At 69.1% G+C, this 25,912-nt stretch carries 26 protein-coding genes; 20 read left to right on the forward strand and 6 right to left on the reverse strand.

Annotation, left to right across the window (positions count from 1 at the left end; all coding sequences use genetic code 11):
• Positions 1 to 19: 19 nt before the first annotated feature.
• Positions 20 to 676, reverse strand: a complete 657-nt coding sequence (locus tag ACQY9P_RS10985) for a glutathione S-transferase family protein (protein WP_421739224.1) — start codon at positions 674 to 676, stop codon at positions 20 to 22.
• A gap of 156 nt (positions 677 to 832) precedes the next feature.
• On the opposite strand from ACQY9P_RS10985, the gene ACQY9P_RS10990 reads away from it, so the two are divergent.
• Positions 833 to 1,588 (forward strand): YebC/PmpR family DNA-binding transcriptional regulator, encoded by a 756-nt coding sequence (locus ACQY9P_RS10990; RefSeq protein WP_421739223.1) that lies wholly within the window; start codon positions 833 to 835, stop codon positions 1,586 to 1,588.
• On the opposite strand, the gene ACQY9P_RS10995 is transcribed toward ACQY9P_RS10990, so the two are convergent.
• Positions 1,585 to 2,049, reverse strand: coding sequence for a hypothetical protein (locus ACQY9P_RS10995; protein WP_421739222.1), 465 nt, complete (start codon positions 2,047 to 2,049; stop codon positions 1,585 to 1,587). The genes ACQY9P_RS10990 and ACQY9P_RS10995 overlap by 4 nt on opposite strands.
• Before the next feature lie 101 nt (positions 2,050 to 2,150).
• On the opposite strand from ACQY9P_RS10995, the gene ACQY9P_RS11000 reads away from it, so the two are divergent.
• Positions 2,151 to 3,083 (forward strand): nucleoside hydrolase, encoded by a 933-nt coding sequence (locus ACQY9P_RS11000; RefSeq protein ID WP_421739221.1) that lies wholly within the window; start codon positions 2,151 to 2,153, stop codon positions 3,081 to 3,083.
• 150 nt (positions 3,084 to 3,233) lie between these two features.
• Here the strand turns inward: ACQY9P_RS11000 and ACQY9P_RS11005 are convergent, their stop codons facing one another.
• Positions 3,234 to 4,658, reverse strand: a complete 1,425-nt coding sequence (locus tag ACQY9P_RS11005; protein ID WP_421739220.1) for a M20/M25/M40 family metallo-hydrolase — start codon at positions 4,656 to 4,658, stop codon at positions 3,234 to 3,236.
• A 120-nt stretch (positions 4,659 to 4,778) separates the two neighbouring features.
• Between ACQY9P_RS11005 and ruvC the strand changes: the two genes are divergently transcribed.
• From ruvC to ACQY9P_RS11080, 15 genes are all read left to right on the forward strand, one after another.
• Complete coding sequence (ruvC, locus tag ACQY9P_RS11010) at positions 4,779 to 5,300, forward strand: crossover junction endodeoxyribonuclease RuvC (RefSeq protein ID WP_421740115.1); 522 nt, start codon at positions 4,779 to 4,781, stop codon at positions 5,298 to 5,300.
• Positions 5,297 to 5,914, forward strand: a complete 618-nt coding sequence (ruvA, locus tag ACQY9P_RS11015; RefSeq protein ID WP_421739219.1) for a Holliday junction branch migration protein RuvA — start codon at positions 5,297 to 5,299, stop codon at positions 5,912 to 5,914. The genes ruvC and ruvA overlap by 4 nt, the downstream gene beginning before the upstream one ends.
• Positions 5,915 to 6,062: 148 nt before the next feature.
• Positions 6,063 to 7,103: a Holliday junction branch migration DNA helicase RuvB gene (gene ruvB, locus ACQY9P_RS11020; RefSeq protein ID WP_421739218.1), complete on the forward strand. Its 1,041-nt coding sequence runs from the start codon at positions 6,063 to 6,065 to the stop codon at positions 7,101 to 7,103.
• 137 nt (positions 7,104 to 7,240) lie between these two features.
• A complete protein-coding gene (locus tag ACQY9P_RS11025) occupies positions 7,241 to 7,699 on the forward strand; it encodes a YbgC/FadM family acyl-CoA thioesterase (protein ID WP_421739217.1) in 459 nt (152 codons plus the stop codon).
• 115 nt (positions 7,700 to 7,814) lie between these two features.
• Entirely contained in the window at positions 7,815 to 8,516 is a 702-nt protein-coding gene (tolQ, locus tag ACQY9P_RS11030) for a protein TolQ (protein ID WP_421739216.1), read from the forward strand.
• Between the two features lie 4 nt (positions 8,517 to 8,520).
• A complete protein-coding gene (locus tag ACQY9P_RS11035) occupies positions 8,521 to 9,054 on the forward strand; it encodes an ExbD/TolR family protein (protein ID WP_421739215.1) in 534 nt (177 codons plus the stop codon).
• Positions 9,055 to 9,062: 8 nt separating this feature from the next.
• The gene (locus tag ACQY9P_RS11040; protein WP_421739214.1) at positions 9,063 to 9,869 is read left to right on the forward strand and encodes an energy transducer TonB; all 807 of its coding nucleotides are present in this window, start codon (positions 9,063 to 9,065) and stop codon (positions 9,867 to 9,869) included.
• Positions 9,870 to 9,889: 20 nt separating this feature from the next.
• Positions 9,890 to 11,188, forward strand: a complete 1,299-nt coding sequence (tolB, locus tag ACQY9P_RS11045; RefSeq protein ID WP_421739213.1) for a Tol-Pal system beta propeller repeat protein TolB — start codon at positions 9,890 to 9,892, stop codon at positions 11,186 to 11,188.
• Positions 11,189 to 11,371: 183 nt separating this feature from the next.
• Complete coding sequence (gene pal / locus ACQY9P_RS11050) at positions 11,372 to 11,935, forward strand: peptidoglycan-associated lipoprotein Pal (protein ID WP_421739212.1); 564 nt, start codon at positions 11,372 to 11,374, stop codon at positions 11,933 to 11,935.
• A gap of 165 nt (positions 11,936 to 12,100) precedes the next feature.
• A complete protein-coding gene (gene ybgF, locus ACQY9P_RS11055; RefSeq protein WP_421739211.1) occupies positions 12,101 to 12,946 on the forward strand; it encodes a tol-pal system protein YbgF in 846 nt (281 codons plus the stop codon).
• On the forward strand, positions 12,937 to 14,160 hold the full coding sequence (gene tilS / locus ACQY9P_RS11060) for a tRNA lysidine(34) synthetase TilS (RefSeq protein WP_421739210.1): 1,224 nt from the start codon (positions 12,937 to 12,939) through the stop codon (positions 14,158 to 14,160). The genes ybgF and tilS overlap by 10 nt, the downstream gene beginning before the upstream one ends.
• 76 nt (positions 14,161 to 14,236) lie before the next feature.
• Positions 14,237 to 16,108, forward strand: coding sequence for an ATP-dependent zinc metalloprotease FtsH (gene ftsH / locus ACQY9P_RS11065; protein WP_421739209.1), 1,872 nt, complete (start codon positions 14,237 to 14,239; stop codon positions 16,106 to 16,108).
• A gap of 109 nt (positions 16,109 to 16,217) precedes the next feature.
• Entirely contained in the window at positions 16,218 to 17,048 is an 831-nt protein-coding gene (gene folP / locus ACQY9P_RS11070) for a dihydropteroate synthase (protein WP_421739208.1), read from the forward strand.
• 57 nt (positions 17,049 to 17,105) lie between these two features.
• Positions 17,106 to 17,852: an ABC transporter ATP-binding protein gene (locus ACQY9P_RS11075; protein ID WP_421739207.1), complete on the forward strand. Its 747-nt coding sequence runs from the start codon at positions 17,106 to 17,108 to the stop codon at positions 17,850 to 17,852.
• Positions 17,849 to 19,399 carry a hypothetical protein gene (locus tag ACQY9P_RS11080; protein WP_421739206.1) on the forward strand — a complete coding sequence of 517 codons (1,551 nt, stop codon included), beginning with the start codon at positions 17,849 to 17,851 and terminating at the stop codon, positions 19,397 to 19,399. The genes ACQY9P_RS11075 and ACQY9P_RS11080 overlap by 4 nt, the downstream gene beginning before the upstream one ends.
• Here ACQY9P_RS11080 and ACQY9P_RS11085 read toward each other — a convergent pair.
• Both ACQY9P_RS11085 and ACQY9P_RS11090 read right to left on the reverse strand, forming a co-directional pair.
• On the reverse strand, positions 19,396 to 21,666 hold the full coding sequence (locus ACQY9P_RS11085) for a PAS domain-containing protein (RefSeq protein WP_421739205.1): 2,271 nt from the start codon (positions 21,664 to 21,666) through the stop codon (positions 19,396 to 19,398). The two genes, ACQY9P_RS11080 and ACQY9P_RS11085, sit on opposite strands and share 4 nt — an antisense overlap.
• A 222-nt stretch (positions 21,667 to 21,888) precedes the next feature.
• Complete coding sequence (locus ACQY9P_RS11090; RefSeq protein WP_421739204.1) at positions 21,889 to 23,319, reverse strand: DEAD/DEAH box helicase; 1,431 nt, start codon at positions 23,317 to 23,319, stop codon at positions 21,889 to 21,891.
• Positions 23,320 to 23,612: 293 nt separating this feature from the next.
• Here ACQY9P_RS11090 and mutT point away from each other — a divergent pair, with 293 nt between their 5' ends.
• Both mutT and ACQY9P_RS11100 read left to right on the forward strand, forming a co-directional pair.
• Positions 23,613 to 24,017, forward strand: coding sequence for an 8-oxo-dGTP diphosphatase MutT (gene mutT / locus ACQY9P_RS11095; protein WP_421739203.1), 405 nt, complete (start codon positions 23,613 to 23,615; stop codon positions 24,015 to 24,017).
• Positions 23,996 to 24,181, forward strand: a complete 186-nt coding sequence (locus ACQY9P_RS11100; RefSeq protein WP_421739202.1) for a Flp family type IVb pilin — start codon at positions 23,996 to 23,998, stop codon at positions 24,179 to 24,181. The genes mutT and ACQY9P_RS11100 overlap by 22 nt, the downstream gene beginning before the upstream one ends.
• Here ACQY9P_RS11100 and ACQY9P_RS11105 read toward each other — a convergent pair.
• The gene (locus ACQY9P_RS11105; RefSeq protein WP_421739201.1) at positions 24,178 to 25,104 is read right to left on the reverse strand and encodes a methyltransferase domain-containing protein; all 927 of its coding nucleotides are present in this window, start codon (positions 25,102 to 25,104) and stop codon (positions 24,178 to 24,180) included. The genes ACQY9P_RS11100 and ACQY9P_RS11105 overlap by 4 nt on opposite strands.
• Between ACQY9P_RS11105 and ACQY9P_RS11110 the strand changes: the two genes are divergently transcribed.
• Positions 25,103 to 25,885 (forward strand): ComF family protein, encoded by a 783-nt coding sequence (locus ACQY9P_RS11110; protein WP_421739200.1) that lies wholly within the window; start codon positions 25,103 to 25,105, stop codon positions 25,883 to 25,885. The two genes, ACQY9P_RS11105 and ACQY9P_RS11110, sit on opposite strands and share 2 nt — an antisense overlap.
• Positions 25,886 to 25,912 lie beyond the last annotated feature (27 nt).

Below are 25,912 nucleotides of genomic sequence, written 5' to 3' on the forward strand. Positions count from 1 at the left end.
CGAAACCCACGGAAAGGCCTCACCCCGCTGGAAAGAACCTGAAATAGGGCTCGGCTTCCTCGAGCACACGGGCGGCCGACGGGCGCGCCTTCAGGCGGGCCAGGTAGGCGCTGATCCGGGGCCAGGTCTCGCCCAGCGGCTGGACCTTGTCGGCATAGAACAGCGCCGGAAACGCCGCGCAGTCGGCCAGGCCAAAGGTGTCGCCGGCCGACATCCAGGCGCGGTCGGCGAGCTCGGCTTCCAGCACGGCGTAGGACGCGGCGATCTGCCCGCGCGCCTGCGCGACGCCGAACGGATCGCGGTCGGCGTCGGACGGCCGGATGCGGTCGCCGACGATCTTCTGCATCGGGATGTGAATGTAGAGGTCGAAGAACCGGTCCCATAGCCGCGTGCGCCAGGCCGCGTCGGGATCGGCCGACGTGAAGCGCACGGACCCCGGGTGGTGGGCGTCCAGATAGTCGAGGATGACGCTGGTCTCCGGCACGGTCTCGCGGCGGGCGTCGTCGCGCAGCACCGGGAACTTGCCGACAGGCCAGACGGCCAGGAAGGCGGCGCGGGAAGTCTCGTCGCCGAGGTCCACGACCCGCGGCGTGAAGGGCGTGTCGTTCTCGTAGAGTCCGATCAGCGCCTTCCAGCAGAACGACGACAGGGGGTGGAAATACAGGGTCAGGGACATGGCGAGCCTTGGCCTAAAGCTGAAGCAATCGCTAAACTATAGGCGCCCCACGCGGCCTGACAAGCCGCCGCCGGATCAAGCCGGGTGACAAAACCCCGCCGTAAAGGCTAGAAGCGCGCCCAAACTCCATCATCAGACCAGAGATAGAGCCCCCGAATGGCCGGCCACTCGAAATTCAAGAACATCATGCACCGCAAGGGCCGCGCCGACGCCGCGCGCTCCAAGCTGTTCTCCAAGCTGTCGCGGGAAATCACCGTGGCGGCCAAGGCCGGCGTTGCCGACCCGAACATGAACCCGCGTCTGCGCCTGGCGGTGAACAACGCCAAGGCCGAAAGCCTGCCCAAGGACGTCATCGATCGCGCGATCAAGAAGTCGCAGATGGGTGATGCGGCCGACTATACCGAGATCCGCTATGAAGGCGTCGCCGCCGGCGGGGTCGGCATCATCGTCGAGGTCCTGACCGACAACAGGAACCGCGCCGCGGCCAATGTTCGCTCCTACTTCACCAAGCTGGGCGGCAATATGGGCGCGACCGGCTCGGTCACCTTCAACTTCGACCATGTCGGCCAGATCGGCTATCCGGCCAAGGCCGCGTCGGAAGACGACATGATGGAAGCCGCCATCGAGGCCGGCGCCGACGATGTCGAGTCGGACATGGACGAAGAGGGCGAAGGCCACACGGTCTATACCGCCTTCGAAAGCCTCAACGAGGTCGCCGCCGCCCTGGAAGCCAAGTTCGGCCCGGCCTCCAACACCAAGATCGCCTGGCGTCCCAAGATGCAGGTGCCGGTGACCGGCGACAGCGTCGCCACCCTGATGAAGCTGCTGGACATGCTCAACGACGATGACGACGTGCAGAACGTCTATTCGAACGAAGAGATCAGCGACGAAGACCTGGCCAAGCTGGGCTAGCCTATATCGGGCCCCGGCCGGCGCGGACGCTGCCTGGCCGAGACCGACTTGATCAGAAGCCGCCCCTGGCCATCGGCCGGGAGCGGCTTTTTCGCTTTTTCCAGGGCCTGGCCGATCAGGGCCGAGATCTCGGGACGGTCCAGGTCCTCGGGTCTGGTCAGCACGATATGGCGCATGACCGATCCGCCGCCCTTGAGCACGCCGGCCGGGTCGTCCAGTTCGGCCCCTCGGCCAAAGAACAGGCTGACCCATCGCGGATAGAAGGCGATCGAGAAGATCGCGTTCGAGGCCTTGTCGTCGGCCGCGAAGGCGACGGCCAGGGCGTTGTAGTTGTCATAGACGAGGCGGTCGGCCTGCGGAATCCGCCGGGTCAGTCTGTCGACAGCCTGAGTTCCCAGCGCCGCGACCTCGGGCGTGAACCGGGCGATGAACGCCGCGAGTTGGGTTTCGGGACCGCTCATGGGGTGAAGCTAAGGCGCCGCCGGGCTTTATCGTCAACCGCCGGGCCGCCGGACGACACAACGTCTTCTCGCCGTCACATCCCTTCCGCTACACTCCCCCCATGACCCTCCGCGTTCACATCGACACCGACTGCGGCGTGGACGACGCCATGGCCCTGGCCATGCTGGCGCGGGCCCGCGACGCGGTGGAGGTGGGCTCGGTCTCGGCGGTGTTCGGCAACACCTATGTCGATCAGGCCGCCGCCAACGCCCGGGGCGTGCTGCGCCTGGCCGGCTGCGGGGCCGAGGTCTATATCGGCGCGGGGTCCGGCCTGGCCAAGCGGCGCGTCGAGCGCATGCGGCCGGCCCATGGCGTCGATGGTCTCAATGGGGCGGGCTTCTCGCAACGCTGGAAGCTGCCGGAGCTGGATCGCGGCCACGGGACCAGCCTGCTGGCCTTCGTCGCCCGCCGCCAGATCACCGGCCTGTTCCTGGGGCCGCTGACCAATCTGGCCCAAGGCCTGCTGGAGGACCCCGCCGCCTTCCGGGGCTGGCGTCCGACGATCATGGCCGGTGCCTTCGCTGTCGAGGGCAAGGCGGCCGGCGGGTCTGATTTCAACAGCTGGAGTGATCCAGAAGCCCTGCAGCGCGTGCTCGAGGCCGGGGTCATGCCGCGCCTGATGCCGATGGACGCCACCAGCCAGGTCACCCTGACCCGGGCCGCGCTGGACGCGGGCGCCGCCTGCTGCGGCTCACCCCTGTCGGCCCGTCTGAGCCGGGCGGCGGCGACCTATATGGATTTCCATGGCCAGGTCTGGGGCCTGACCGACGCCTGCCACCCGCACGACGCCGTGGCCGCCGCCAGCCTGATCGCGCCGGAGGCCTTCATATTCGAGCCGGCCCGCCTGAGGGTCACGGTCGACGGCATTCGTCAGGGGCGGATCGATCGCATCGACGGCGAGCCCAATGCCGAGGTCTGCGTGGGGGTCGAGGCCGGGGTGGTCGAGGAGCTGATCCTGACGACGCTGTTCGGGGCCAAGGCCGTGGCGGCTTAAAATCCTTCTCCCCTTGCGGGAGAAGGTGGCGCGCAGCGCCGGATGAGGGGTTGAAAGCCCTCTCGAAAAGGCCCGCGCGACCCCTCACCCGACCCCGGCGTTCGCCGGGGTCACCCTCTCCCGCAAGGGGAGAGGGACGGTGTCCGGGAGTTACTTCCCGCCCGCGTAATCCTTGATCAGCCCGAACAGGAAGTCCCGCCCGTCATACAGCGACTTCACGCGGATGCGCTCGTTCAGGCCGTGGATGCCGTCGCCGTCCGAGCCGCCGAACAGGCCCGAAACGCCATAGGTCGGGATGCCGGCGGCGTTGGTGTGAACACCGTCGGTGGCGCCGGTCAGCAGGATCGGCACGATCGGCACGCCAGGCCACAGCTTGGCGGCTTCCTTGTTGATCGGGCCCATGATGGCCGGGGTCAGGGGCGGGGGCGGCGAGGCGGGCTTGGACTCGTGGGCCAGGGTCACCGCCACGGCCGGATCGCCGGCCAGTTCCGTCAGCCTGGCCTTGACCTCCTCGACCGGCGTGCCGGGCAGGATGCGGCAATTGACGTTGGCCGTGGCGCGCTGGGGCAGGGCGTTGGGCGCGTGTCCGGCGCTGACCATGGTGGCCACGCAGGTGGTGCGCAGCATCGAGTTCCACATCGGGTCGGCGGTTACGACCTTCAGCGCCGCCGGATCCTCGACATTGGCGACGAGGGCCTTCATCGCCGCCGCCGTCTCGGCCGGCACGCGGCCCTGCATCACGGTGAAATAGCCACGCGTGGCGTCGTTGAAGCGGGTGGGGAACCTGTAGGCGCCAATGCGGTCCAGGGCCGCCGACAGCTGGTAGATGGCGTTGTCGGGTCCCGGACGGCTGGAGTGGCCACCCGGATTGGTCACCGTCAGGGTGAAGTCCTGATAGACCTTCTCGCCGGCCTGGACTTCCAGCACCACGGGCTTGTCGTTCTCGTCGAGCAGGCCGTCGGCGCCTTCGTTGAGGGCGAATTCGGCGTCGACCAGGGCGCGGTGGTTCTTCACCAGGTCCTCGATGCCGTTATAGCCTTCGCTCTCCTCGCCGCAGGTCAGGGCCATCTTGATGTCGCGCCGGGGCTTGAAGCCCTCCTGCTTGAGGCGAACCATGCTGTCGGCCCAGATGGCGGCCTGGGCCTTGTCGTCCGACGTGCCGCGACCGAAGAAATAGCCGTTCTCCTCGATCAGCTTGAACGGGTCGCGGGTCCAGTCGGCGCGGTTGGCTTCGACCACGTCGATATGAGCCAGCAGCAGCATCGGCTTGGCCTTGGGATCGCTGCCGTGGAGGATCGCCACCAGCGAGCCTTCGCGCGGGTGCTTGGGCTCGACCACGATCTGGATGTCGGCGTCGGGATAGCCGGCGGCCTTCAGGCGCGCGCCCATGGCCTCCGCGGCGGTCGTGCAACTGCCCACCGACAGGGTGGTGTTGATCTCGACCAGCTCCTTGTAGAGGTCGCGGAACTTCAGCTGGTCGGGGCGGACATTGGCCGGCGGGGTCGCCGTTTGGGCGCTAGCCATCACCGGCAAGGCGAGCAGAGCCGCCGTCGTCATCCATCCGACCATACGCATCAAAGCATCTCCCTAATACCTTTGCCGAAGGAGAGCCCGCAAAGCCGCCGCGCGCAAGGGCCGCTGTTTACGAGTCGTTAGCGATACAGGGGCTTTTCCTCGGGCGCGGAACAGGCGATGTTGCGAGAACACATGATGAACATGAATCGCATCCCGATCCGGATCCTGGGCCTCGACCCCGGCCTGCGCCGCACCGGCTGGGGCGTGGTCACCGTCGAGGGCTCGCGCATGAGCCACGTCGCCCATGGGGTGATCGTTCCCGACGAGAAGGCCGAGTTCGCCCAACGCCTCCTGCACCTGTTTGAAGGCATCTGCGCGGTGATCGAGCAGCACAAGCCTGATGAGGCGGCGGTCGAGGAGGTGTTCCTCAACACCAACGCCCAGTCGACCCTGAAACTGGGCCACGCCCGCGCCGCCGCCCTGATCGCCCCGGCCCGCGCCGGCCTGCTGGTGGCCGAATACTCCACCCGCCTGGTCAAGAAGGCGGTGGTCGGCACCGGGGCGGCCGACAAGGCCCAGATCGGCTTCATGATCGCCCGCCTGTTGCCCACGGCGGGCAAGACCACGGCCGACTGCGCCGACGCCCTGGCCGTCGCCATCACCCACGCCAATCTGCGCGTCGCCAACCGGAGGGTCGCATGATCGGCAGGCTCAGAGGCGCCGTCGCCGAGGTCGGCGAGGAAGAGGCCCTGATCGACGTCATGGGCGTGGGCTATGTGGTTCGCTGCGGCTCGCGCACCCTGTCGCGCCTGCCGGCCCTGGGCGAGGAGGCCCTGCTGCACATCGAGAGCCAGTGGAGCGAAAGCGCCGGCCTGCGGCTCTACGGCTTTGGGACGCGCGAGGACCGCAAGGCTTTCGTGCTGCTGCAGGCCATCCAGGGCGTGGGCCCCAAGGCGGCGATGGCGGTGCTGGACATTCTGTCGCCGGCCGAGCTGGCCAGCGCCGTCGCCCGCGAGGACAAGGCCGCCGTCGGCCGCGCCTCGGGCGTAGGGCCCAAGCTGGCCCTGCGGATCGTCACCGAGTTGAAGGACAAGCCGATCACCGACGGTCCGGTGCTGATGACCGCGCCTTCGTCGGGCGCGGCGCCCGTGAAGGTCAAGCCCGCGCCAACAGGCGACGCGGTGGCGGCGCTGATGGGTCTGGGCGTGGCGGAAGTGAACGCCCGCCGCGTGGTCCAGGCGGCGGCGGCGAAGCTGGGCGACGAAGCGACGGTGCAGGCGCTGATCAAGGCCGGCTTGCAGGAGCTGGGGCGGTGATCGGCTTTAAAAGCCCTTCCCCCTTGATGGGGGAAGGGTTGGGATGGGGGTGTCTCGGCGCTGGCCGCTGGCGCGAACCTGACCGCCCTAGTCACCCCCATCCCCAACCCTTCCCCCATCCGCCGACGGGAAGGGAGAGAGTTTCGCCATGACCCGCATCATCTCCGGCGAAGCCCAGCCCCACGAGGCCGCGCCCACCACGGCCGACAAGGCCCTGCGTCCACAGACCCTGGCCGAGTTCGTCGGCCAGGAGCAGGCCAAGGGCAATCTTCGCGTCTTCATCGAGGCCGCCAAGGGCCGGGGCGAGGCCCTGGACCATGTGCTGCTGTTTGGCCCGCCCGGCCTGGGCAAGACCACCCTGGCCCAGATCGTCGCCCGCGAGCTGGGGGTCAATTTCCGCGCCACCTCGGGCCCGGTGCTGAACAAGCCCGGCGACCTGGCGGCGATCCTGACCAATCTGGAAGCCAACGACGTCCTGTTCATCGACGAGATCCACCGCCTGTCGTCGAACGTCGAGGAGATCCTTTATCCGGCCATGGAGGACCATGTGCTGGATCTGGTGATCGGCGAGGGGCCCTCGGCCCGCTCGATCCGCATCGACCTGGCCCCCTTCACCCTGGTGGCGGCGACCACGCGGGCGGGGATGCTGGCCACGCCGCTGCGCGACCGCTTCGGCATCCCGATCCGGCTGGAGTTCTACACCCACGCCGAGCTGAAACACGTGCTGCTGGGCGCGGCCCGCAAGATGGGCGCGCCGCTGTCGGAAGACGGCGCCGCCGAGATCGCCGCCCGGGCGCGCGGCACGCCCCGCGTCGCCGGCCGCCTGCTGCGCCGCGTGCGCGACTTCGCCGAGGCCGACGGCGCGACGGTTATCGACCGCAAGGCGGCTGGCATGGCCCTGGCGAGACTTGAAGTCGATGAAGTCGGGCTGGATTCCCTCGACCGGCGCTATCTGCGCGCCCTGATCGAGCACTATGGCGGCGGCCCGGCCGGGGTCGAGACCATCGCCTACGCCATCGCCGAGGCTCGCGACGCCGTGGAAGACGTCATCGAGCCCTATCTGATGCAGCAGGGCTTCATCCAGCGCACCCCGCGCGGACGGGTGGCCTGCGGCAAGGCCTATCTGCACCTGGGGCTAAAGGCGCCGGCGGCTCCGCAGGGGCAGGCGGGGTTGTTTGGGGAGGAGTAGTCTGGTCACTTGCCCCCTCCGCGCTTCGCGCTCCTCCCCCGGAGGGGGAAGATGAAGCGCGCCGACTCCATCTTCCCCCTCCGGGGGAAGACGATCGCGAAGCGATCCGTAGGGGGCAAGTCGAAGGAGCCATCGAGATGACCACCCCAGACCCCACCGCCGGCGTCTTCCATGGCCGCGAGCACCAGCTACCCGTCCGGATCTATTACGAAGACACCGACTTTTCCGGCATCGTCTATCACGCCAACTATCTGCGCTATTTCGAGCGCGGGCGGAGCGACTTCTTCCGGCTGATCGGCATTTCACATACCGAGCTGGCCCAGGCCGACACCGCGTTTGCGATCATCCGCATGGAACTGGACTTCAAGCGCTCGGCGCGGATCGACGACGCCCTGCTCGTCCGCACCACCTATGACAGTATCAAGGGCCCCCGGCTGTTCGTCAGTCAAAGGATCACCCGCGGCGAGGAGCTGATCTGTCAGGCGGCGGGCGTGGCGGTGTGCATCAGCCTGGATGGTCGCCCACGCAAGCCGACAGCCCAGATGGTGGCCCAGATGACCCCCTGGTTGGAGCCCCCTGCCGGGAGCGAAGTCTGAAACCGGGGGATTTTCAACCTCACCCGGTGATTGTCATAGTTTCACCAAAGCGCCGCTTCATGCCAGTAAGGCGCTAGATCACAGACTGACGCCCCAACGGAGCAGGATCCCCCGCATGGACGCCGCCGCAGCCGCCCCCGCCAACTTCTCGTTCCTGGCCCTGTTCATGCAGGCCGACTGGGTTGTGAAAGGGGTGATGGTCGGTCTGATCCTCGCCTCGCTCGGCTCGTGGGCGGTGATTCTGGACAAGCTGTTCCGCTTCGCCTCGCTCAACAGCGCCGCCGCCCGGTTCGAGGCCCAGGTCGGCCAGGGCCGGTCGCTGGAGGACGTGGCCGGCGAGGCCGGGGCCAGTCCCCGCCATCCGCTGCCGCGCATGTTGCAGGCCGCCCTCAAGGAATGGCGCGAGGCCAAATCGCGCGGCGCGATCACCGAGAATCAGGCCGCCTTCCTGATCCAGCGCATCGATCGGATCATGGACACGATGATCGCCCGTGAGACCGCCAAGGTCGAAGAGGGCCTGGGCAGTCTGGCCATCGTCGCCACCGCCAGCCCGTTCATCGGCCTGTTCGGCACGGTGTGGGGCATCATGCACGCGTTCCAGGCCATCGCCCTGTCGAAGAACACCTCCCTGGCCGTGGTCGCCCCGTCGATCGCCGAGGCCCTGTTCGCCACCGCCATCGGCCTGGTGGCCGCCATTCCCGCCTATATCGCCTACAACAAGTTCTCGACCGACGCGGGCAAGTACGCCGGCCGCCTGGAAGGCTTCGCCGACGACCTCTCCACCGCGATCCAGCGTCGCCTGGCCGAGCGGGTCTGATCCGATGACCATGTCCGCCAACGACGCCTTCGCCACCGGCGGCCGTCGGGGTCGCCGCCGCGGTCGCCGCTCGCGCGGGGCCCTGTCCGAGATCAATGTCACGCCCCTGGTCGACGTGATGATGGTGCTGCTGATCATCTTCATGATCAGCGCCCCGCTGCTGACCGCCGGCGTGCCGCTGGAACTGCCCAAGACCGAGGCCGCCGCCCTGCAGAGCCAGCAGGAGCCGATCACGGTGTCGATCCGCGAGGACGGCCACATCTTCGTGACCGAGCCCAAGGGGGGCGAGACCGAGATCCCGTTCGAAAACCTGGCCCCGCGCATCACCGCCATCGCCGGCGACGGCTATGACAAGCCGCTGTTCGTGCGCGCCGACGGCAGGGCCACCTACGCCATCGTCGCCCAGACCATGGCCGCCCTGTCGAACGCCGGCTTCTCCAAGATCAATCTGATCACCGAGACGGGCGGCCCTTCCTCGGGCGCCGTCCCGCGCGACGCCTTGCCCGAGGGCTCGGGCGACCTGCGGCCCGCGCAATAGGGTCGCGGATGAGCCGCTCACGCGAAACCGGCTTCTCGCCCGCCCTGATCGGGTCGGTCGCGCTCCACGGGCTGGTGGCGGCCGTGATCCTGATCGGACTGCCGTGGAAGAAGCCCACGCCCATCACCCTGGGCGAGAGCGTGCCGGTGACCATCGTCACCAACGGGCCGACCAATGTGCGTCCGGCCGAGGAAGCCCTGGAAGACCAGACGGCGCAGACCGAGGCGCCGGTTCCCGAGGCGACGCCGGAGCCGCCGGCCCCGACGCCCGCGCCCACCCCGACACCCGCGCCGACGCCGCCGTCCAAGGCCGCGCCCAAGCCGGTTCCCACCCCGACGCCCGCCAAGAAGCCGGCGCCCGCCAAGGCCAATGACGATTTCCTCGCCTCGCTGGAGGCGTCGCTGTCGAAGACCAAGAAGTCGACCGGCAAGCCGGCGGCTGCGGCCCCCAAGGGCCCGACCCGCGCGGAGACCTCCGTCTCGGCCCGTCCGGCCCTGGGCGCCGCCACCGGCCTGTCGGCCGCCGCGCTGGGTCGCCTGCAGGGTGAGGTGCAGGACCGCTGGAACCCCAACTGCGAGGTCGAGGGCGGCGCCAATGTCAGCGTGCGGGTGGTCTTCGTGATCGGCGCGGGCGGCCGTGTGGTGGGGCAGCCCGAGACGCCGGGGGCCACCTCATCCGATCTGGTGGTCAAGGCCGCGTCCGACCGGGCGGTTCGCGCGTTGTTGCAGGCCTCGCCGTTCGCCTATCTGCCTTCCGACCTCTACGGTCAGAAAATCGCCCTGAACTTCAACGCAAAACAGGCCTGCTCCCGATGACCGCTCCGAAGGGAAACGTGATGCGCTTGAAAGCTCTGCTCCTGATGGTCGCCGCCCTGCTGGGCGGGGCGATGCTGGCCGGGCCCGCCTCGGCCCAGATCGAGGTCGACATCAACGCCGGCGCGGTCAAGCCGCTGCCGATCGCCGTGCCGGCCTTTTCGGGATCGCCGCGCGGCGCCGATATCGCCCAGGTCATCACCGGCAATCTCGAGCGGTCAGGCCTGTTCCAGCCGCTGAACGTCACCGGCGTTCCCGACCGGCTGCAGGACGTCAACGTCCAGCCGCGCTTTCCTGACTGGCAGGCCACCGGGGCTCAGGCCCTGATCAATGGCCAGGTCACGGTTGGCCCCGACGGCGGCCTGCGCGTCGACTTCCGCCTGTGGGACGTCTTCAGCCAGCAGCAGCTGCTGGGCCTGCAATTCTCGTCCACCCCCGACAACTGGCGCCGGGTGGCCCACAAGATCAGCGACGCCGTCTATGAGCGCCTGACCGGCGAAAAGGGCTATTTCGACACCCGCGTGGCTTTCGTGGCCGAGAGCGGCCCCAAGATGGCCCGCGTCAAGCGGCTGGCGATCATGGACCAGGACGGCGCCAATCCGCAGTTCCTGACCGACGGCTCCTATATCGTCATGACCCCGCGCTTCTCGGCCACCAGCCAGGAGCTGACCTATATGGCCCTGCGGCCGACCGGCTCGTCGATCTACCTGCTGAACCTGGAGACGGGCCGCCAGGAAACGGTCGGCAAGTTCCCCGGCATGGTGTTCGCCCCGCGCTTCTCGCCCGACGGCAGCAAGGTGGCGTTCTCGGTGGAGAAGGGCGGCAACAGCGATGTCTATGTTCTGGACCTGCGCAGCCGCCAGTCGACCCGCATCACCACCGATCCGGCCATCGACACCTCGCCGTCGTTCTCGCCGGACGGCAGCAAGATCGCCTTCAATTCCGACCGCGGCGGCCAGGCCCAGCTCTATGTGATGAACGCCGACGGCTCGGGCGTGCGGCGCATCTCGTACGGTGGCGGCCGCTACACCACCCCGGTGTGGAGCCCGCGCGGCGACTTCATCGCCTTCACCAAGCAGACGGGCGGCCAGTTCCACATCGGCGTCATGCGCACGGATGGATCGGACGAGCGCCTGCTGACCACCAGCTATCTGGACGAGGGCCCCACCTGGGCTCCGAACGGCCGCGTGCTGATGTATTTCCGCGAGAGCTCGGGCGGCAATCCCCGCCTGTGGACCGTGGACATCACCGGCCGCATCCTGCGCCCGGCGGCCTATCAGGGCTCGGCCTCCGACCCCGCCTGGTCGCCGCTGCTGGACTGATCGCCGCAGCAATCGAACCCCCGAAGGCAACCTCGGCCGTTTGGGAGCGTTGCGCCTGTTGTTCGCCTTGCAAGTGAATCAAGGTCCCGGCAGGGTCATCTGACGCCATTGTGAGGTTTGGTCTGGCATTTTTTTGACCCGTCGAGAGGCTTGGCGGGTATCCATCAGGTCCGAACCGAAGTTTTGAGGAGAAACTGGATGAACTTCGACACCAAGCGCGTCACTAGACTGGCGCTGATCGGTTTGGCGGCTGCTTCCCTCGCCGCCTGCGCTTCGCGTCCGAAGCCCGCTGGTCCCGCTCCCGTTGCTCCCACGCCCGCTCCGCCGAGCGCGCCCTACACCCCGCCGCCGGCTCCGGCGCCGCAGCCGGGCATCCTGCCGGGCTCGATGCAGGACTTCGTCATCAATATCGGCGAGCGCATCTATTTCGACACGGACGAATATGTGGTCCGCGCCGACGCCCAGCCGGTGCTGTCGGCCCAGGCCCAGTGGCTCAACCGCTATCCGGCCGTCCGCATCCGCATCGAAGGCAACGCCGACGAACGCGGCACCCGCGAATATAACCTGGCCCTGGGTGCTCGCCGCGCCAACGCCGTCCGCGACTTCCTGGTCAGCCAGGGCGTGTCGGGCGCGCGGATCGAGACCCTGTCCTACGGCAAGGAGCGTCCGATCGACGCCGGCTCGTCGGAAGACGCCTGGGCCAAGAACCGTAACGCCCGCACCGCCATCACCGACGGCGCGCGATAAGAAAATGCTCCCTTCCCCCTCGATGGGGGAAGGGCCGGGGATGGGGGTGATGCGGCTTTCCAGCTGAACCGCCGCGTCACCCCCACCCAACCCTCCCCCATCAAGGGGGAGGGCTTTCTATTTCACCGCCCCACTTTTGTCCGCAATCAGGGCATAATCGCCGACATGAAGCTGAAATCCGTTCTGCTCGCCGCCCTGCTGGCCACCACCGCCTTGCCGGCCCTGGCCCAGACGCCGCTGCCCGAGGATCCGCTGGACGACCGTTCGGCCAAGCGCATCGAGCGCATGGAAAAGGTCGTTCGCGAGCTGCGGTCGATCGTCTTCCAGGGCCGCGACACGGGCAAGCCCGTCGTCGTGCAGCCGGCCGAGACCGACGCCCAGATCGCCAGCCTCGGCGAGCGGCTGGGCGACCTTGAACAGACCCTGCAAAAGCTGAACGGCCAGAACGAGGCCCTGACCCACGACCTGGATCAGGCCCGCCGGGCTTCTGGCGACCAGAAGGCCCGCGCCGACGCGCTCGAAGCGCGCCTGGCCGCCTTGGAAAAGAAGCTGGCCGACATGGACGCCGCGGCCCAGGCCCAGGCCCAGCAGGTCGCCGCCGCCCCGGCCGCGCCCGCCCCGGCCGCCGATCCCGCCGCCGCCTTCAAGTCGGCGCGCCAGCTGTTGCTGGATGGCGACTACGCCAACGCCGAGACCGCCTTCTCGGCCTATGTGACCGCCTATCCCGACAACGCCAGGACGCCGGAAGCCCGCTACTGGCTGGGCGAGACGCTGTTCGTGCGTGAGGCCTATGCCGACGCGGCAGGGGCCTATATCGGCGCCATTCGCGGCTGGCCGCAGACCAGCTGGGCGCCGGACGCGACGCTGAAGCTGTCTCGCGCGCTGGTGGCGCTGAAGAAGCCGACCGACGCCTGCAAGACGCTGGACGAACTGGGCCGTCGCTATCCCAAGGCCCCGGCGGCCATCGTGTCGCGGGCGGCCTCGACCCGCGTCGCGGCCAAGTGCGCCTAGACACGGTCCTGGCCGCCCTCGACCGGCGGCTGGATCCCGAAAGCGCGGCGCCCCTCGCGGTCGGCTTTTCCGGCGGCGGCGACTCCCTGGCCCTGCTTCTGGCGACCCTCGACTGGGCCAGGACGCACGGCCGCTCTGTTCTCAGCCTGACCGTCGATCATCAGCTGCGGCCGGCCAGCGCCGCCTGGACCCGTGACGCAATCGCCCGGGCCGAGGCTCTGGGCGCGACCGCTCTTGGGCTCCGCTGGACCGGCGACAAGCCCGCCACGGGCCTGTCGGCCGCCGCGCGCCGGGCCCGCCACGCCCTGCTGGCCGAGGCCGCCCGCGCCGCCGGCGCCAGGGTTCTGCTGCTGGGCCACACCGCCGACGACCTTGCCGAGGCCGCCGCCATGCGCGCGCAGGGCTCGACGGTCTCCGATCCTCGCGACTGGTCGCCGTCGCCGGCCTGGCCCGAGGGGCGGGGCGTCTTTCTGCTGCGGCCGTTGCTGACCGAGCGCCGGGCGGACATCCGGGCCTGGCTGATCGAGCGAGGCCAGACCTGGCTGGACGACCCGGCCAATGATGATCCGCGCTCCCTGCGGGCCAGGATGCGCCGCGCCGGGCCGACCGACATCGCCTGGAAGGCCCCCCCGCCGCCGCCGCCCAGCTTCGCGGGCGACGCCTTCGGCATCCTCACCCTGCCGCGCGACGCGGCCGCCGCCCATGTGGCGGCTGCCTGCCTGTGCGCGGCGGGAACCGTGCGTCCGCCGCGCGGCGAGCGGCTGGAGCGGCTGGTCGCGCGGCTGCGATCGGGCGAGATCTTCACCGCCACCCTGGCGGGCGCGCGAATCGATGCCGGTCCCGACGCGGTGAGGATTGGCCGCGACGCGGGCGAGACAGCGCGCGGTGGGCTGGCCAGACTGGACCTGGCGGCGGGCGAGACGGGCGTCTGGGACGGTCGATACGAAATTTTCGCGGGCGGCGCGGCGATCAGCATTCTGCCCCTCAAGGGCCTGGCCGCCAGCCTGCCGCCGGCCCAGCGCGCGGCGCTCAAGGCCGTGCCCGCTTCGGCCCGTCCGGCCTTGCCCGCCTTGCTGGACAAGGCGGGGGGCGTTAGCTGCCCCGTGCTTGGCGGCCCGTCTCTTGCTATGAGCCAGGGCGAGCGCGTGGGGGCTCTCTTTCTGGATCGGTTCAGGGCCGCGACCGGCCTAATCGACCAAGAATGCGTGACCTGACGACGCGCGCGTGGCGCAAGCGCTCACGACCTCCTATCTTGGGAAGTCGAAGGCTATCGTTGGGAAGACGACGCGTATGAATTTCAGGAATGCGGCCATCTGGCTGGTGATCATCGCGGTGCTGGTCGGCGTGTTCGTCGTCAACCAGACCTCACACACCCAAAGCGGCGGTGAGATCAGCTATTCGCAGCTGCTCAAGAAGGTCGACGCCGGCGAGATCAAGTCCGCCGACATCGCGGGCGCGGTGGTTTCGGCCAAGGACGGGACCGGCAAGGTGCTGACCGTCAATGCGCCGAACAATTCCGACGAACTGGTCAATCGCCTCGTGGCGAAGGGCGCGGACGTCAAGTTCAAGGGCGGCGGCATCAGCCTGCTGGCCATCCTGCTGAACCTCGCGCCCATCCTGCTGGTCATCGGCGTGTGGGTGTTCTTCATGCGGCAGATGCAGGGCGGGGCCAAGGGCGCCATGGGCTTTGGCAAGTCCAAGGCCCGCCTGCTGACCGAGAACAAGAACCGCGTCGTGTTCGACGACGTCGCCGGCGTGGACGAGGCCAAGGAAGAGCTGACGGAGATCGTCGATTTCCTGAAGGACCCTGCCAAGTTCCAGCGCCTGGGCGGCAAGATCCCCAAGGGCGCCCTGCTGATCGGCCCTCCCGGCACCGGCAAGACCCTGATCGCCCGCGCCGTCGCGGGTGAGGCGGGCGTGCCGTTCTTCACGATCTCGGGCTCCGACTTCGTGGAAATGTTCGTCGGCGTCGGCGCCAGCCGCGTGCGCGACATGTTCGAGCAGGCCAAGAAGAACGCCCCCTGCATCATCTTCATCGACGAAATCGACGCCGTCGGTCGCCATCGCGGCGCCGGCCTGGGCGGCGGCAATGACGAACGCGAGCAGACCCTCAACCAGCTGCTGGTCGAGATGGACGGCTTCGAGGCCAATGAAGGCATCATCCTGATCGCCGCCACCAACCGTCCGGACGTGCTGGACCCGGCCCTGCTGCGTCCCGGCCGCTTCGACCGTCAGGTCGTGGTGCCCAACCCTGATGTCGCCGGTCGCGAGAAGATCATCCGCGTCCACATGAAGAACATCCCGCTGGCGGCCGATGTCGACGTGCGCACCCTGGCGCGCGGCACCCCCGGCTTCTCGGGCGCGGATCTGGCCAACCTCGTCAACGAGGCCGCCCTGACCGCCGCGCGCAAGAACCGTCGCATGGTCACCATGCACGACTTCGAATACGCCAAGGACAAGGTGATGATGGGCGCCGAGCGTCGCTCGATGGCCATGAGCGAGGACGAGAAGAAGCTGACGGCCTATCACGAGGGCGGCCACGCCCTGGTGGCCCTGCGCGTTCCCGTCGCCGACCCGGTCCACAAGGCCACCATCGTGCCGCGCGGCCGGGCCCTGGGCATGGTCATGCAGCTTCCCGAGGGCGATCGCTACTCGATGAGCTACGACATGATGACCTCGCGCCTGGCCATCATGATGGCCGGCCGGGTGGCCGAGGAGCTGATCTTCGGCAAGGAAAAGATCACCTCGGGCGCCTCCAGCGACATCAGCGCCGCCACCAGCCTGGCCCGCAACATGGTCACGCGCTGGGGCTTCTCCGACGAGCTGGGCACGGTGGCCTATGGCGACAACCAGGACGAGGTGTTCCTGGGCCATTCGGTCGCCCGCACCCAGAACGTCTCGCCCGAGACGATGATCAAGATCGACTCCGAGGTGCGTCGCCTGGTCAAGGGCGGCGAGGACGAAGCGCGCCGGATCCTGACCGAGGACCTCGACAACCTGCATTCGGTGGCCAAGGCCCTGCTGGAGTTCGAGACCCTGAGCGGCGACGAGATCATCGGCGTCATGAAGGGCGTCCAGCCCACGCGGGTGGAAGACGACGACAAGAAGCCGGCCGGCCCCGTGGCCTCGGTGCCGATCTCGCCCACGGGCGTGACGGTCTAGGCTTTCGGGTCCTGTGAAGATGATGAAGCCGGGTCAGTTCGCTGACCCGGCTTTTTTCTTGCGTGGCGGGCGACGTGACGCAGGGAGCGCTCGGGCCTAGAAGGCTGTCATGACCGCCAGCCAGACCCGCCCCCGCGTCATGGGGATCGTCAATGTCACGCCCGACAGCTTCTCCGACGGCGGTCGCTTTCTGGACCCCGCGTCGGGCCTGGGCCATGCGCGGCGGCTGATCGCCGACGGGGCCGACATCCTCGACATCGGCGGGGAATCCACCCGGCCGGGGGCGACGCCGGTGGCCGAGGAAGACGAGATCGCCCGCGTCGTCCCGCTGATCCAGGCCCTGCGCGCCCAGAGCGACATCCCGATCTCGATCGACACCATGAAGCCCGCCGTCGCCCGCGCGGCCGTCGCGGCGGGGGCGACGATCTGGAACGACGTGGCGGCCCTGCGGTTCGCGCCCGACGCGGCCGAGGTCGCCGCCGAGCTGGGCTGCCAGGTGGTGCTGATGCACATGCTGGGCCAGCCCGGGACCATGCAGGACGCGCCGGCCTATGACGACGTCGTGGCCGAGGTCGAGGCTTTCCTGCTGGCCCGGGCGGAGAGCGCCGTCGCCGCCGGGGTGGCGCGCGACCGGATCTGGCTGGATCCCGGCGTCGGCTTTGGCAAGACGCCAGAGCACAACCTGGCCCTGATCGCCGCCCTGCCGCGCCTGGTCGCCCTGGGCTATCCGGTCCTGCTGGGCGCCAGCCGCAAGCGCTTCATCGCGGCGCTGGATCCTCTGGGCGCCGAGCCCGGTCAGCGGCTGGGCGGCTCGCTGGCGGCGCATCTGGCCGGGGCGACGGCGGGCGTGGCGGCGGTGCGGGCGCATGATGTGCGCGAGACCGCCCAGGCGCTTGCGGTGTGGGACGCCGTCTTTCCGCGCCGGGCCGCCCACACTTGAAACCGGCGACGCAATAACGTTCACATGCCGACCTGAAGTCGTGAACCGGGGACCGCGTTGACCGAAGCCTTGATCGTGCGGGGGCTGAACAAGACCTTCGCCAAGCCCGCCGTCTCCAATCTCGACCTGACGGTCCATGCGGGCGAGCTCTATGCCCTGCTCGGGCCCAATGGCGCCGGCAAGACCACGACCCTGCGCATGGTGGCCGGCCTGACCCAGCCCGACAGCGGCGAGATCAGCGTGTTCGGCATCGACGCCCGCAAGGATCCGTCGGCCGCCAAGGCCGTGACCGCCTGGGCGCCCGACGAGGCGATGATCTATGACCGCCTGACGCCGCTGGAGTATCTGGAGTTCGTGGCCGGGCTCTGGAACGTCGATCCCGCCGTCGCCAAGACCCGCGCCGAGCAACTGCTGGCCCAACTGGGCCTGGCCGAGGAGGCGCAGCGCCGTTGCGAGGGTTTTTCGCGCGGCATGAAGCAGAAGGTCGCCCTGGCCGGCGCGCTGATCCACGACCCCAAGCTCCTGATCCTGGATGAACCGCTGACGGGGTTGGACGCCGGCGCCGCGCGGCTGGTCAAGGACATGCTGCAGGCCCGGGTCGACGCCGGCGGCACGGTGATCCTGACCACCCATATTCTCGAGGTCGCCGAACGCATGGCCGATCGCATCGGCATCATCGCCGGCGGCCGGCTGCTGGCCGAGGGGCGGATGGATGAACTGCGCGCCCAGACGGGCGGGGCCACGGGCGACTCGACGCTGGAGGACCTGTTCCTGCAACTGACCGCCGAGAGCCAGCCCGCGTGAGCCTGCTTCCGCCCTCCAGCGTCGGCTGGCTTCTGGCCCACGAGATGCGCCTGGCCTGGCGCGGCTATCGCGCCGGACGCGCCGGCAAGGGGCCCGGCGCCCTGATCGGCCTGGCGATCCTGTTCGGCTTCGCCTGCATCGGCGGGGTGTTCCTGGCGCTGGGGGTGCACGGTCACGAGGTCCCGATCATCCCGCTGGCGGTGGTCATCGCCGATCTGGCCTGCGCCGTGATCCTGACCCTGATGCTGTCCCAGACCCTGAGCGCGTCGGCCGAGGCCCTGTACGAGCGCGGCGACCTGGATCTGCTGTTCTCCTCGCCGATCGCGCCGTCCAGGGTGCTGCTGGTCCGGGCGTTGGGCGTGGCGACCGGGGTGGCGACGATCTTCATGGTCTTCGCCGCGCCGATCCTGCTGCCCTCGATCGTCTATGGCCATCCCGGCTGGCTGGGCGTGTTCGGCGTGCTGATCGCCCTGGCGCTGATCGCCACGGCTCTGGGCCTGTTCCTGGCGATGGCGCTGTTCGCCCTGATCGGCCCCCGCCGCACCCGCACGGTGGCCCAGGTCCTGGCGGCTCTGGTCGGCGCTATCTTCTTCCTGGCCAGCCAGCTGCGCAATCTGATGGGCAAGGCGGCCAGCGAGAGCCTGTACGCCAGCATCGCCCGTGAAGCCTCCGACGGCCGCCTGAGGCCGCCGCCTGCCGCCAGCCTGCCCCTGCGCGCCATGCTGGGCGAGCCCCTGCCGCTGCTGTTCCTGCTGGCCATCGGCCTGATCCTGTTCCTGCTGGCGGCCAACATGCTGGGCCGCCGGTTCTCCGACGCCGCCGCCGCCGCCCAGGGGGCCTCCTCGCGCAAGGCCAAGGGGCCGGCCAGGCCGGTCCGCGCCTTCGCGGGCGGAGCCTTCCGCGCCACCGTGCGCAAGGAGCTGAAGCTGATCCGCCGCGACGCCACCCTGCTGTCGCAGGTGCTGTTGCGCGTCCTCTATCTGATCCCCGTCTCGCTGATGCTGGTCCGTTCGGCCTCGCGCGTGGAGTCGACGGCCCTGGCCGGCGGGGCGGGGATCGTGGTCTTCCTGGCCGGGCAGGTGGCCGGTAGCCTGGCCTGGATCACCCTCTCGGCCGAGGACACGCCCGACCTGCTGGCGGTGTCTCCGGCCGCGACGGCGACCCTGCGCCAGGCCAAGCTGACCGCCGCCCTGATCCCCGTGGCCCTGATGCTGGCCCTGCCCATCGCCGGCCTGATCTGGTTCCAGCCCCTGACCGGTCTGCTGACCGCCGTCGGCGCCGGCCTGTCGGCCTGGTGCAGCGGGCTGATCAATGTCTGGCATCAGAAGCCGAGCAAGCGGGCCGACTTTCGTCGCCGTCGCGGGGCGTCCTGGTTCGCGACCCTGGCCGAGGTGCTGATCGCGGCCCTGATCGCCGGCGCCACCAGCCTGACGGTCGCGGGCCTGGCCGGATGGGGCGCGCCCATGCTGGTCGTCGCCGGCGCGTTGATGATGGCCCTGCGCCGCACCGACGAGCAGATCGGCAAGGCGCTCAGCGCGGCAAGCTAGGCGTCCAGCAGGGCGCGGATCCGGCAAACGACGCCGGCGGGCTCGAACTGGATCGAGGCCTCGCCGGAAAGCTCCGCCGCCAGCCCGCGCTCGATCAGTCGCGAGCCGAAGCCCCGCCGCGCGGGCGGCTTGACCGGCGGTCCGTCGCGCTCGGTCCAGGTCAGGTCCAGCCGTTCGGCCCCCTGCGCGGGCGCCAGCCCCCAGTGGATGGTGATCTTGCCCTCGGGGCTCGACAGCGCGCCGTACTTGACGGCGTTGGTCGCCAGCTCATGCAGGGCCATCGACAGCGACAGCGCCGTGCGGGGCGAAAGGCGGATCGAAGGGCCGATCAGCTCGAACCGCGCCGGTCCGCCATGCAGCACCGCCAGTCGCGAGGCGATGTCGTGCAGTTCGGCGCCCTCCCAGTTCTCGCGGGTCAGCAGGTCGTGCGCCTCGGCCAGGGCGACGATGCGGCTGGTGAAGGCGTCCTGGGCCTGGGGCAGGGGGCTGGAGCCGTTGAAGCTCTGGGCGGCGATGGCCTGGATGGTGGCCAGGGAATTCTTGACCCTGTGGTTCAGCTCATTGACCAGCAGGCGCAGGTGCAGTTCGGCCCGCTTGCGGTCGGTGATATTGACGGTGGCCCCCAGCAGCCGCAGCGGCTGACCCTCGGGGGAAAAGAACGCCTTGCCCTTGGTGGCCAGCCAGCGCTCGACGCCATCGTCTCGGCCGATGGCGCGGGACTCGATCGTGAAATCGTCGCGGATCAGGGGGTCGAGGACGCGGTCAATGTGGGCGGCGACCCGCTCAAGGTCGTCAGGATGCACCCGAGCCAAGTAGGTTTCGCGGGTCAACGGTTCGCCGGGCGGCACGCCATACATCGCGTAGTTGCGATCCGACCAGGTCAGGACGTCGTTACCGACATCCAGTTCCCAGACCCCGACATCGGCGGCGTCGACCGCTAGGCGCAGGGTCTCTTGCTGGCGCAGCAGATGGGCTTCGGCTTCCTTGCGCTCGGTGACGTCGGAAACGACGCCGACGAAGCGCGTGCAGCGACCTTGCTCGAAATAGGCCCGGCCGAAGGTCTCGATCCAGCGCAGCGCCCCGTCCCTGGCCCGATGGATCCGGTATTCCTGATTGATCTTGCCGTCGCCGTCGGGGTTCAGGGCGGCGCCGACCGCGGTGCGTACGACGGCCAGATCGGCGGGATGGATCAGCCGCTCGAAGGTCTTGAAGGTGTTTTCGACATCGTCCGCGACGCCGAAGATCTCGCAGGCGCGCTTGTCCCAGAACCGCGCGCCGGTGGCCGGATTATGATCCCAGCGACCCATGCGGGCGGCGGTGACCGCCAGGTCCAGGTCGGCGCGCGCCGCCAGCAGGTCGGCCTCCGCGGCCTTGCGCTCGGTGATGTCCAGGACCACGCCGGTATTGCGCGAAGGCGTCCCATCGGCGTCCAGATAGGCGCTGCCGCGGGCATAGACCCAGCGGATCGACCCGTCGGGCATGACCAGGCGGTATTCATCGGAAAAGTCGCCGCCCCTCTCGATCGCCGCCAGGCTGAGATTCCTGATGCGCTCCCGATCCTCGGGATGCACGGCGGGGGTGAAGCTCTCGACCGGCAGGCCGGCCTCGACCAGTTCCGGGGTCAGCGAATGCAGCGCGGCGTAGCCGGCGTCGGCATAGACCTTGTTGGCCTTTACGTCCCAATCCCAGGCGCCGATGCCGCCGGCCGCCTCGATGGCCAGTCGGTATCGCTTCTCGGTTTCGCGCAGGGTCTTTTCGGTCTCGACCACCTCGGTCATCTCGACGGCCGTGATCAGCACGCCGCCGACACCGGTCTCGGCGGTGCTGTCGGGCACCGGGCTGTAACTGATGGTGAAGTGGCCGATGCTGGATCCGCCTCCGCCGTCGCGCCTGACGCTGAGGGGCAGCTTCTCCAGGGCGTAGCCGCCGCTCTTTCCGTTCAGGATGTTGTCGTGCATCCCGCGCAGGCTGGCCTGGAAATCCGCCGAATGCTCCGTGAACAGCATGCCCAGCGCCCCGGGGTGGCGGTCGTGCAGGGCCGGCGCGTAGGCGTCGTTATAGATCAGGCAAAGCTCGGGACCCCAGCGCAGGGCCATGGGGAAGTTGGTGGCCAGGATCATGTCGACCGCCAGGCGCAGGCTGGGCGACCAGGTCTCCATCGCGCCGATCGGCGTCGCGGACCAGTCGAAGGCGCGCACCCGTCCCGCCATCTCGCCGCCGGCGATCCTGGTCAGCGTCGGTACGATGCGCGGCTCTGCCTCCGCCATCGCGGATGTCCCCTCCAACCGGTCGAAACCAGCCCCCGGAACAAGGTGAACCCTATAGCGCAGGTTGATTCAAGGCCTCTGTGCGGAGTCGTGCTCAAGCGCCGCAGGGTGGACCCAACCCTGAGATGAAAAAACGGCCATTTCCACGTGTTGGCGTGAAAATGGCCGTCAAATCAGTCACATGCCTCAGAGACTATCCGAGGGGGAAACCCGTTTTGGGGATCAGTCGATCGGCGTCCAGCGCGTTTCGACGGCCGTGACGGCGCCGCCGCCACCGCCCCGCTTGGGACCGCGGAAGTCGCCGCCGCCGGGCTTGGCCTGGCCGCCCTGACCGCCGCCACTACGGCCTCGGTTCTGGCCATTGCCGCCGCCGCCGCCGTTGCCGCCGCCGCTCTTGGCGGGACGGTTACGCTGGCGACGCAGTTCGGACGGGACGTTGTTGCGCGGGTCGGCGCGACGCGGATCGACGTACTTTTCCGGCGGCGCCAGCTTGTCGGCCACGGCCGCCGCGGCCGCCAGACTCTTGTCGTTGCGGCGATCGAAGGTGGGGATCGTCTGGCGCGTGGCCTTCTGGATGTCGCGCAGCAGGGTGCGTTCGTCATCGGCGCAGAAGCTGACGGCGATGCCGTCCTTGCCCTTGCGGGCGGTCCGGCCGATGCGGTGGACGTAGGATTCCGGCACGTTGGGCAGCTCGAAGTTGAACACGTGGCTGACGTCGTTGACGTCGATGCCGCGCGCGGCGATGTCGGTGGCGATCAGCGCCTTGACCTGGCCGGCCTTGAAGGCGGCGAGGGCGCGTTCACGCTGGCCTTGCGTCTTGTCGCCGTGGATGGCGGCCGCTTCGATGCCGCTGGCGACCAGATACTTGGCCACCCGGTCGGCGCCGCGCTTGGTGCGGGTGAAGACGATCGAGCGTTCGACGGCCTTGTCCGACAGCAGTTCGGCCAGCAGCGGACGCTTGCGCTGGGCTTCGATGAAGATCAGCGACTGGTTGATGCGCTCGACCGTCGTGGCCGACGGGGTGATCGACACCTGGGCCGGGTTCTTCAGCAGTTCGCCGGCCAGCTTGCCGATCTCGGTGGGCATGGTGGCCGAGAAGAACAGGTTCTGGCGTTCCTTGGGCAGCTGGCTGGCGATCTTGCGGATCGGCACCACGAAGCCCAGGTCCAGCATCTGGTCGGCTTCGTCGAGCACGAAGATCTCGACGCCCGACAGGATGGCGCTCTTTTCGCCCAGGTGGTCCATCAGACGGCCGGGCGTGGCCACGACGACGTCGACGCCGGCCGCCAGGGCCTTCATCTGCGGGCCATACTTCACGCCGCCGAAGATGGTGGCGACGGTCAGGCCCATGTGCTTGCCGTAGTCACGGAAGCTTTCGGCGATCTGGGTGGCCAGTTCGCGGGTCGGCGACAGCACCAGGCAGCGGAAGCCGCGACGCGGGGCGGGCTTCTTGTCTTCAGCCAGGCGGTGCAGGATCGGCAGGGCGAAGGCGGCGGTCTTGCCGGTGCCTGTCTGGGCGATGCCCAGCAGGTCGCGGCCGGTCATGACGGTGGGGATGGCTTGCGCCTGGATCGGGGTCGGGGTGGTGTAACCCTTGTCGGCAAGGGCCTTGAGCAGCGGCTTGGCCAGGCCAAGGTCGGTAAATTGAGTCAAGTGGAGTGTCTTTCAGACAATGCCGCATGACGGCGCGCGCGGTCCTCGCGCGGCTCGTCCATGGGACGGGTCGGTTGGGGAGCGCCCCGCGTGGCCCGGGCGGTCTTATGGACGTTTCAGGGCGCTCGACAGGCTGATCCGAGAGGGATCTTCACGCGGCTGGAGCACCGATAGCGCCTAAGGGCGCGAGCCTCATATCGTTTATTGCAGGTGCGAAGTCAAGGGTGCGGCGCCCGCAAGCCTTTATGCCGCATGGCTTGCCTTCGCAGAGCGCCCGCGCGAAACCGGGTTTCATGACCAAGCCCACCGTCCTTGTCGCCGCCGCCGCCCTGATCGATGTCGATGGCCGCGTGCTGATCTGCCAGCGGCCCCAGGGCAAGTCGCTGGCCGGCCTGTGGGAGTTTCCGGGCGGCAAGGTCGAGCCCGGCGAGACGCCCGAACAGTGCCTGATCCGCGAACTCGACGAGGAGCTGGGCATCAAGGTCGCGCAAGCCTGCCTTGCTCCGTTTGTTTTTGCATCCCACGGTTACGAGTCCTTTCACCTCCTGATGCCACTGTATCTGCTGCGCCGCTGGGAAGGCCTGGTCACGCGCAAGGAACACGAGGCGATGGCATGGGTGAAGCCAGACAAGCTCGCGGACTATCCAATGCCGCCCGCGGACATTCCGCTGGTGGCGTGGTTGCGCGATCTGCTCTGACCCGTTTCTGGCGCGACGAGCGCGGCGCCACCGCCATCGAGGTCGGCGTTCTGGTCGCCCTGATCTGCGTCGCCATCATCAGCGCCATCTCGACCCTGAGCGGCGCGATCAAGGTCAGCTTCGGCAAGGCCTCGACCGCCATGGCCTCGACGACGGGGACCTAAACCGGCTTCTCGCCCGCCGACTGTTCCTGAACGCCCAACGCATCCGCCAGCCGCATCTTGGCCGAGCCTGGCCGCAGCGGCTTCTGCTGGCTCTCGTGCGGCGCCCAGCCGGTCACCGCCACGATCTCGAAGGTCGCCGGCACGCGGCCGTCGGCCTCGGCGAACCGCTCGACATAGATCTCCATCGCCCGCAGCAGCACCCGCCGCGCCAGCGGCTTGCGCGAGCGATCCAGCAGGACGCTGGTCTCGCCCATGCGCCGCAGGTCGCGCAGCAGTTCCAGCGGGTGGCCATAGCGCACCTTGACCCGATCCACGTCCGCCACCGGCAGGGCGAAGCCCGCCCGTTGCAGCAGCCCCGCAGCGTCGATGGCGTCGGCAAACGGCGAGACGCGGAACGACGCGCCGCCGCTGACCTCGTCCTCGGCCTGCAGCAGGGCCTGGCGCAGCTCTGTCAGGGTGGCGCCCCCGAAGATCGCGCCGATGAACAGCCCATCAGGCCGCAGGGCGCGGCGGATCTGGATCAGCGCCCCGACCAGATCATTGGTCCAGTGCAGCGACAGGGTCGAGACCGCCAGGTCCAGCGTCGCGTCGCCGAACGGCAGGCGCTCCTCGTCCGCCACGGCCTTGCGGCCATTGCCCCTCGTTTCGAGAATTTGGCCCAGCATCCGCGCCGACAGGTCGGCCTCGAACAGAACGTCGATCTTTTCGGTCGCGTCGCTGGTCGCCAGGGCCCGCGAGAAAGCGCCGTTTCGCGCTCCGAGATCGACGGCGACCGGAAAGCGTCGCAGGATCGTCTCCAGCCGCATCACCACGTCTTCGGCGGCGCGGCGCTTGAGGAAGTCGGCGCTGGCATAGTCCGGCGCGGCGCGGTCGAGCCGGGTCCGGAGAAGGTCGCGGTCGAAGAGGAGGGGCGAAGTGGTCATGCGGGCGGAACATGGCGATTCCGAACGGTTATGGAAAGCCGCCCCGCGCCTGATCGGCCTGGGACGGGGTCTGCTGGACCTGGTCTTGCCGCCGCGCGCCTTCGACGGCGGCCCCGCCCTGAGCGGCGGACTGTCGGCCGCCGCCTGGAGCCGCATCAGCTTTCTGGACGATCCGGTCTGTGACGGCTGTGGCCTGGCCCTGCCGTTCGACAGCGGCGCGGTGGAGCATTGCCCGGCCTGCCAGGCCCGGCCCAAGGCGTTTGGAAGGGCCCGCGCGGCCTGTGTCTATGACGAACATTCCCGCGACCTGATCCTGAAGCTCAAGCATGCTGATCGCACCGACCTGTCGGGCCTGTTCGCCCGCTGGCTGTCGCGCGCCGCCGCGCCGCTGCTGGAAGAGGCTGACGCCATCGCGCCCGTGCCCATGCATCCCGGCCGCCTGCTGCGCCGCCGCTACAACCAGGCCGCCGAGATCGCCCGGCCGCTGGCGGCGATCAGCGGCGTGGCCTATCTGCCCGACGCCCTGATCCGCCGACGCGACACGGTCAGCCAGGGCGGCAAGTCGGCCGTGGGGCGCCGCCGCAACGTGGCCGCCGCCTTTGTCGTGCCGGAGGGGCGAAGACATCGGGTGATCGGCCGCAGGATCGTTCTGGTCGATGACGTGCTGACCACCGGCGCCACGGCCGAGGGCTGCGCGCGGGCCTTGCGGGCGGCCGGCGCGGCCGAAGTGACCCTGGCGGTGGTGGCGCGCGTTACAGAAATGCAAGCGCGTCCTATATGAGGATGCAGAAGGAGAGACTCGTTACCC

The sequence above is a fragment of the Caulobacter sp. genome, assembly GCF_965279145.1.
Taxonomy (GTDB): Bacteria; Pseudomonadota; Alphaproteobacteria; order Caulobacterales; family Caulobacteraceae; genus Caulobacter.

Bases quoted from the DNA above. Each gene is read 5' to 3' on its own strand.
- ACQY9P_RS11085 (WP_421739205.1), bottom strand. From the start codon at position 21,666: ATGGCGGAGGCAGAGCCGCGCATCGTACCGACGCTGACCAGGATCGCC.
- ACQY9P_RS10990 (WP_421739223.1), top strand. From the start codon at position 833: ATGGCCGGCCACTCGAAATTCAAGAACATCATGCACCGCAAGGGCCGC.
- tolB (WP_421739213.1), top strand. From the start codon at position 9,890: ATGCGCTTGAAAGCTCTGCTCCTGATGGTCGCCGCCCTGCTGGGCGGG.
- mutT (WP_421739203.1), top strand. From the start codon at position 23,613: ATGACCAAGCCCACCGTCCTTGTCGCCGCCGCCGCCCTGATCGATGTC.
- ACQY9P_RS10995 (WP_421739222.1), bottom strand. From the start codon at position 2,049: ATGAGCGGTCCCGAAACCCAACTCGCGGCGTTCATCGCCCGGTTCACG.
- ACQY9P_RS11105 (WP_421739201.1), bottom strand. From the start codon at position 25,104: ATGACCACTTCGCCCCTCCTCTTCGACCGCGACCTTCTCCGGACCCGG.
- ACQY9P_RS11110 (WP_421739200.1), top strand. From the start codon at position 25,103: ATGCGGGCGGAACATGGCGATTCCGAACGGTTATGGAAAGCCGCCCCG.
- ACQY9P_RS11025 (WP_421739217.1), top strand. From the start codon at position 7,241: ATGACCACCCCAGACCCCACCGCCGGCGTCTTCCATGGCCGCGAGCAC.
- ybgF (WP_421739211.1), top strand. From the start codon at position 12,101: ATGAAGCTGAAATCCGTTCTGCTCGCCGCCCTGCTGGCCACCACCGCC.
- ACQY9P_RS10985 (WP_421739224.1), bottom strand. From the start codon at position 676: ATGTCCCTGACCCTGTATTTCCACCCCCTGTCGTCGTTCTGCTGGAAG.
- ruvB (WP_421739218.1), top strand. From the start codon at position 6,063: ATGACCCGCATCATCTCCGGCGAAGCCCAGCCCCACGAGGCCGCGCCC.
- ACQY9P_RS11005 (WP_421739220.1), bottom strand. From the start codon at position 4,658: ATGCGTATGGTCGGATGGATGACGACGGCGGCTCTGCTCGCCTTGCCG.
- folP (WP_421739208.1), top strand. From the start codon at position 16,218: ATGACCGCCAGCCAGACCCGCCCCCGCGTCATGGGGATCGTCAATGTC.
- ACQY9P_RS11040 (WP_421739214.1), top strand. From the start codon at position 9,063: ATGAGCCGCTCACGCGAAACCGGCTTCTCGCCCGCCCTGATCGGGTCG.
- tolQ (WP_421739216.1), top strand. From the start codon at position 7,815: ATGGACGCCGCCGCAGCCGCCCCCGCCAACTTCTCGTTCCTGGCCCTG.
- ACQY9P_RS11035 (WP_421739215.1), top strand. From the start codon at position 8,521: ATGACCATGTCCGCCAACGACGCCTTCGCCACCGGCGGCCGTCGGGGT.
- ACQY9P_RS11000 (WP_421739221.1), top strand. From the start codon at position 2,151: ATGACCCTCCGCGTTCACATCGACACCGACTGCGGCGTGGACGACGCC.
- ruvA (WP_421739219.1), top strand. From the start codon at position 5,297: ATGATCGGCAGGCTCAGAGGCGCCGTCGCCGAGGTCGGCGAGGAAGAG.
- ftsH (WP_421739209.1), top strand. From the start codon at position 14,237: ATGAATTTCAGGAATGCGGCCATCTGGCTGGTGATCATCGCGGTGCTG.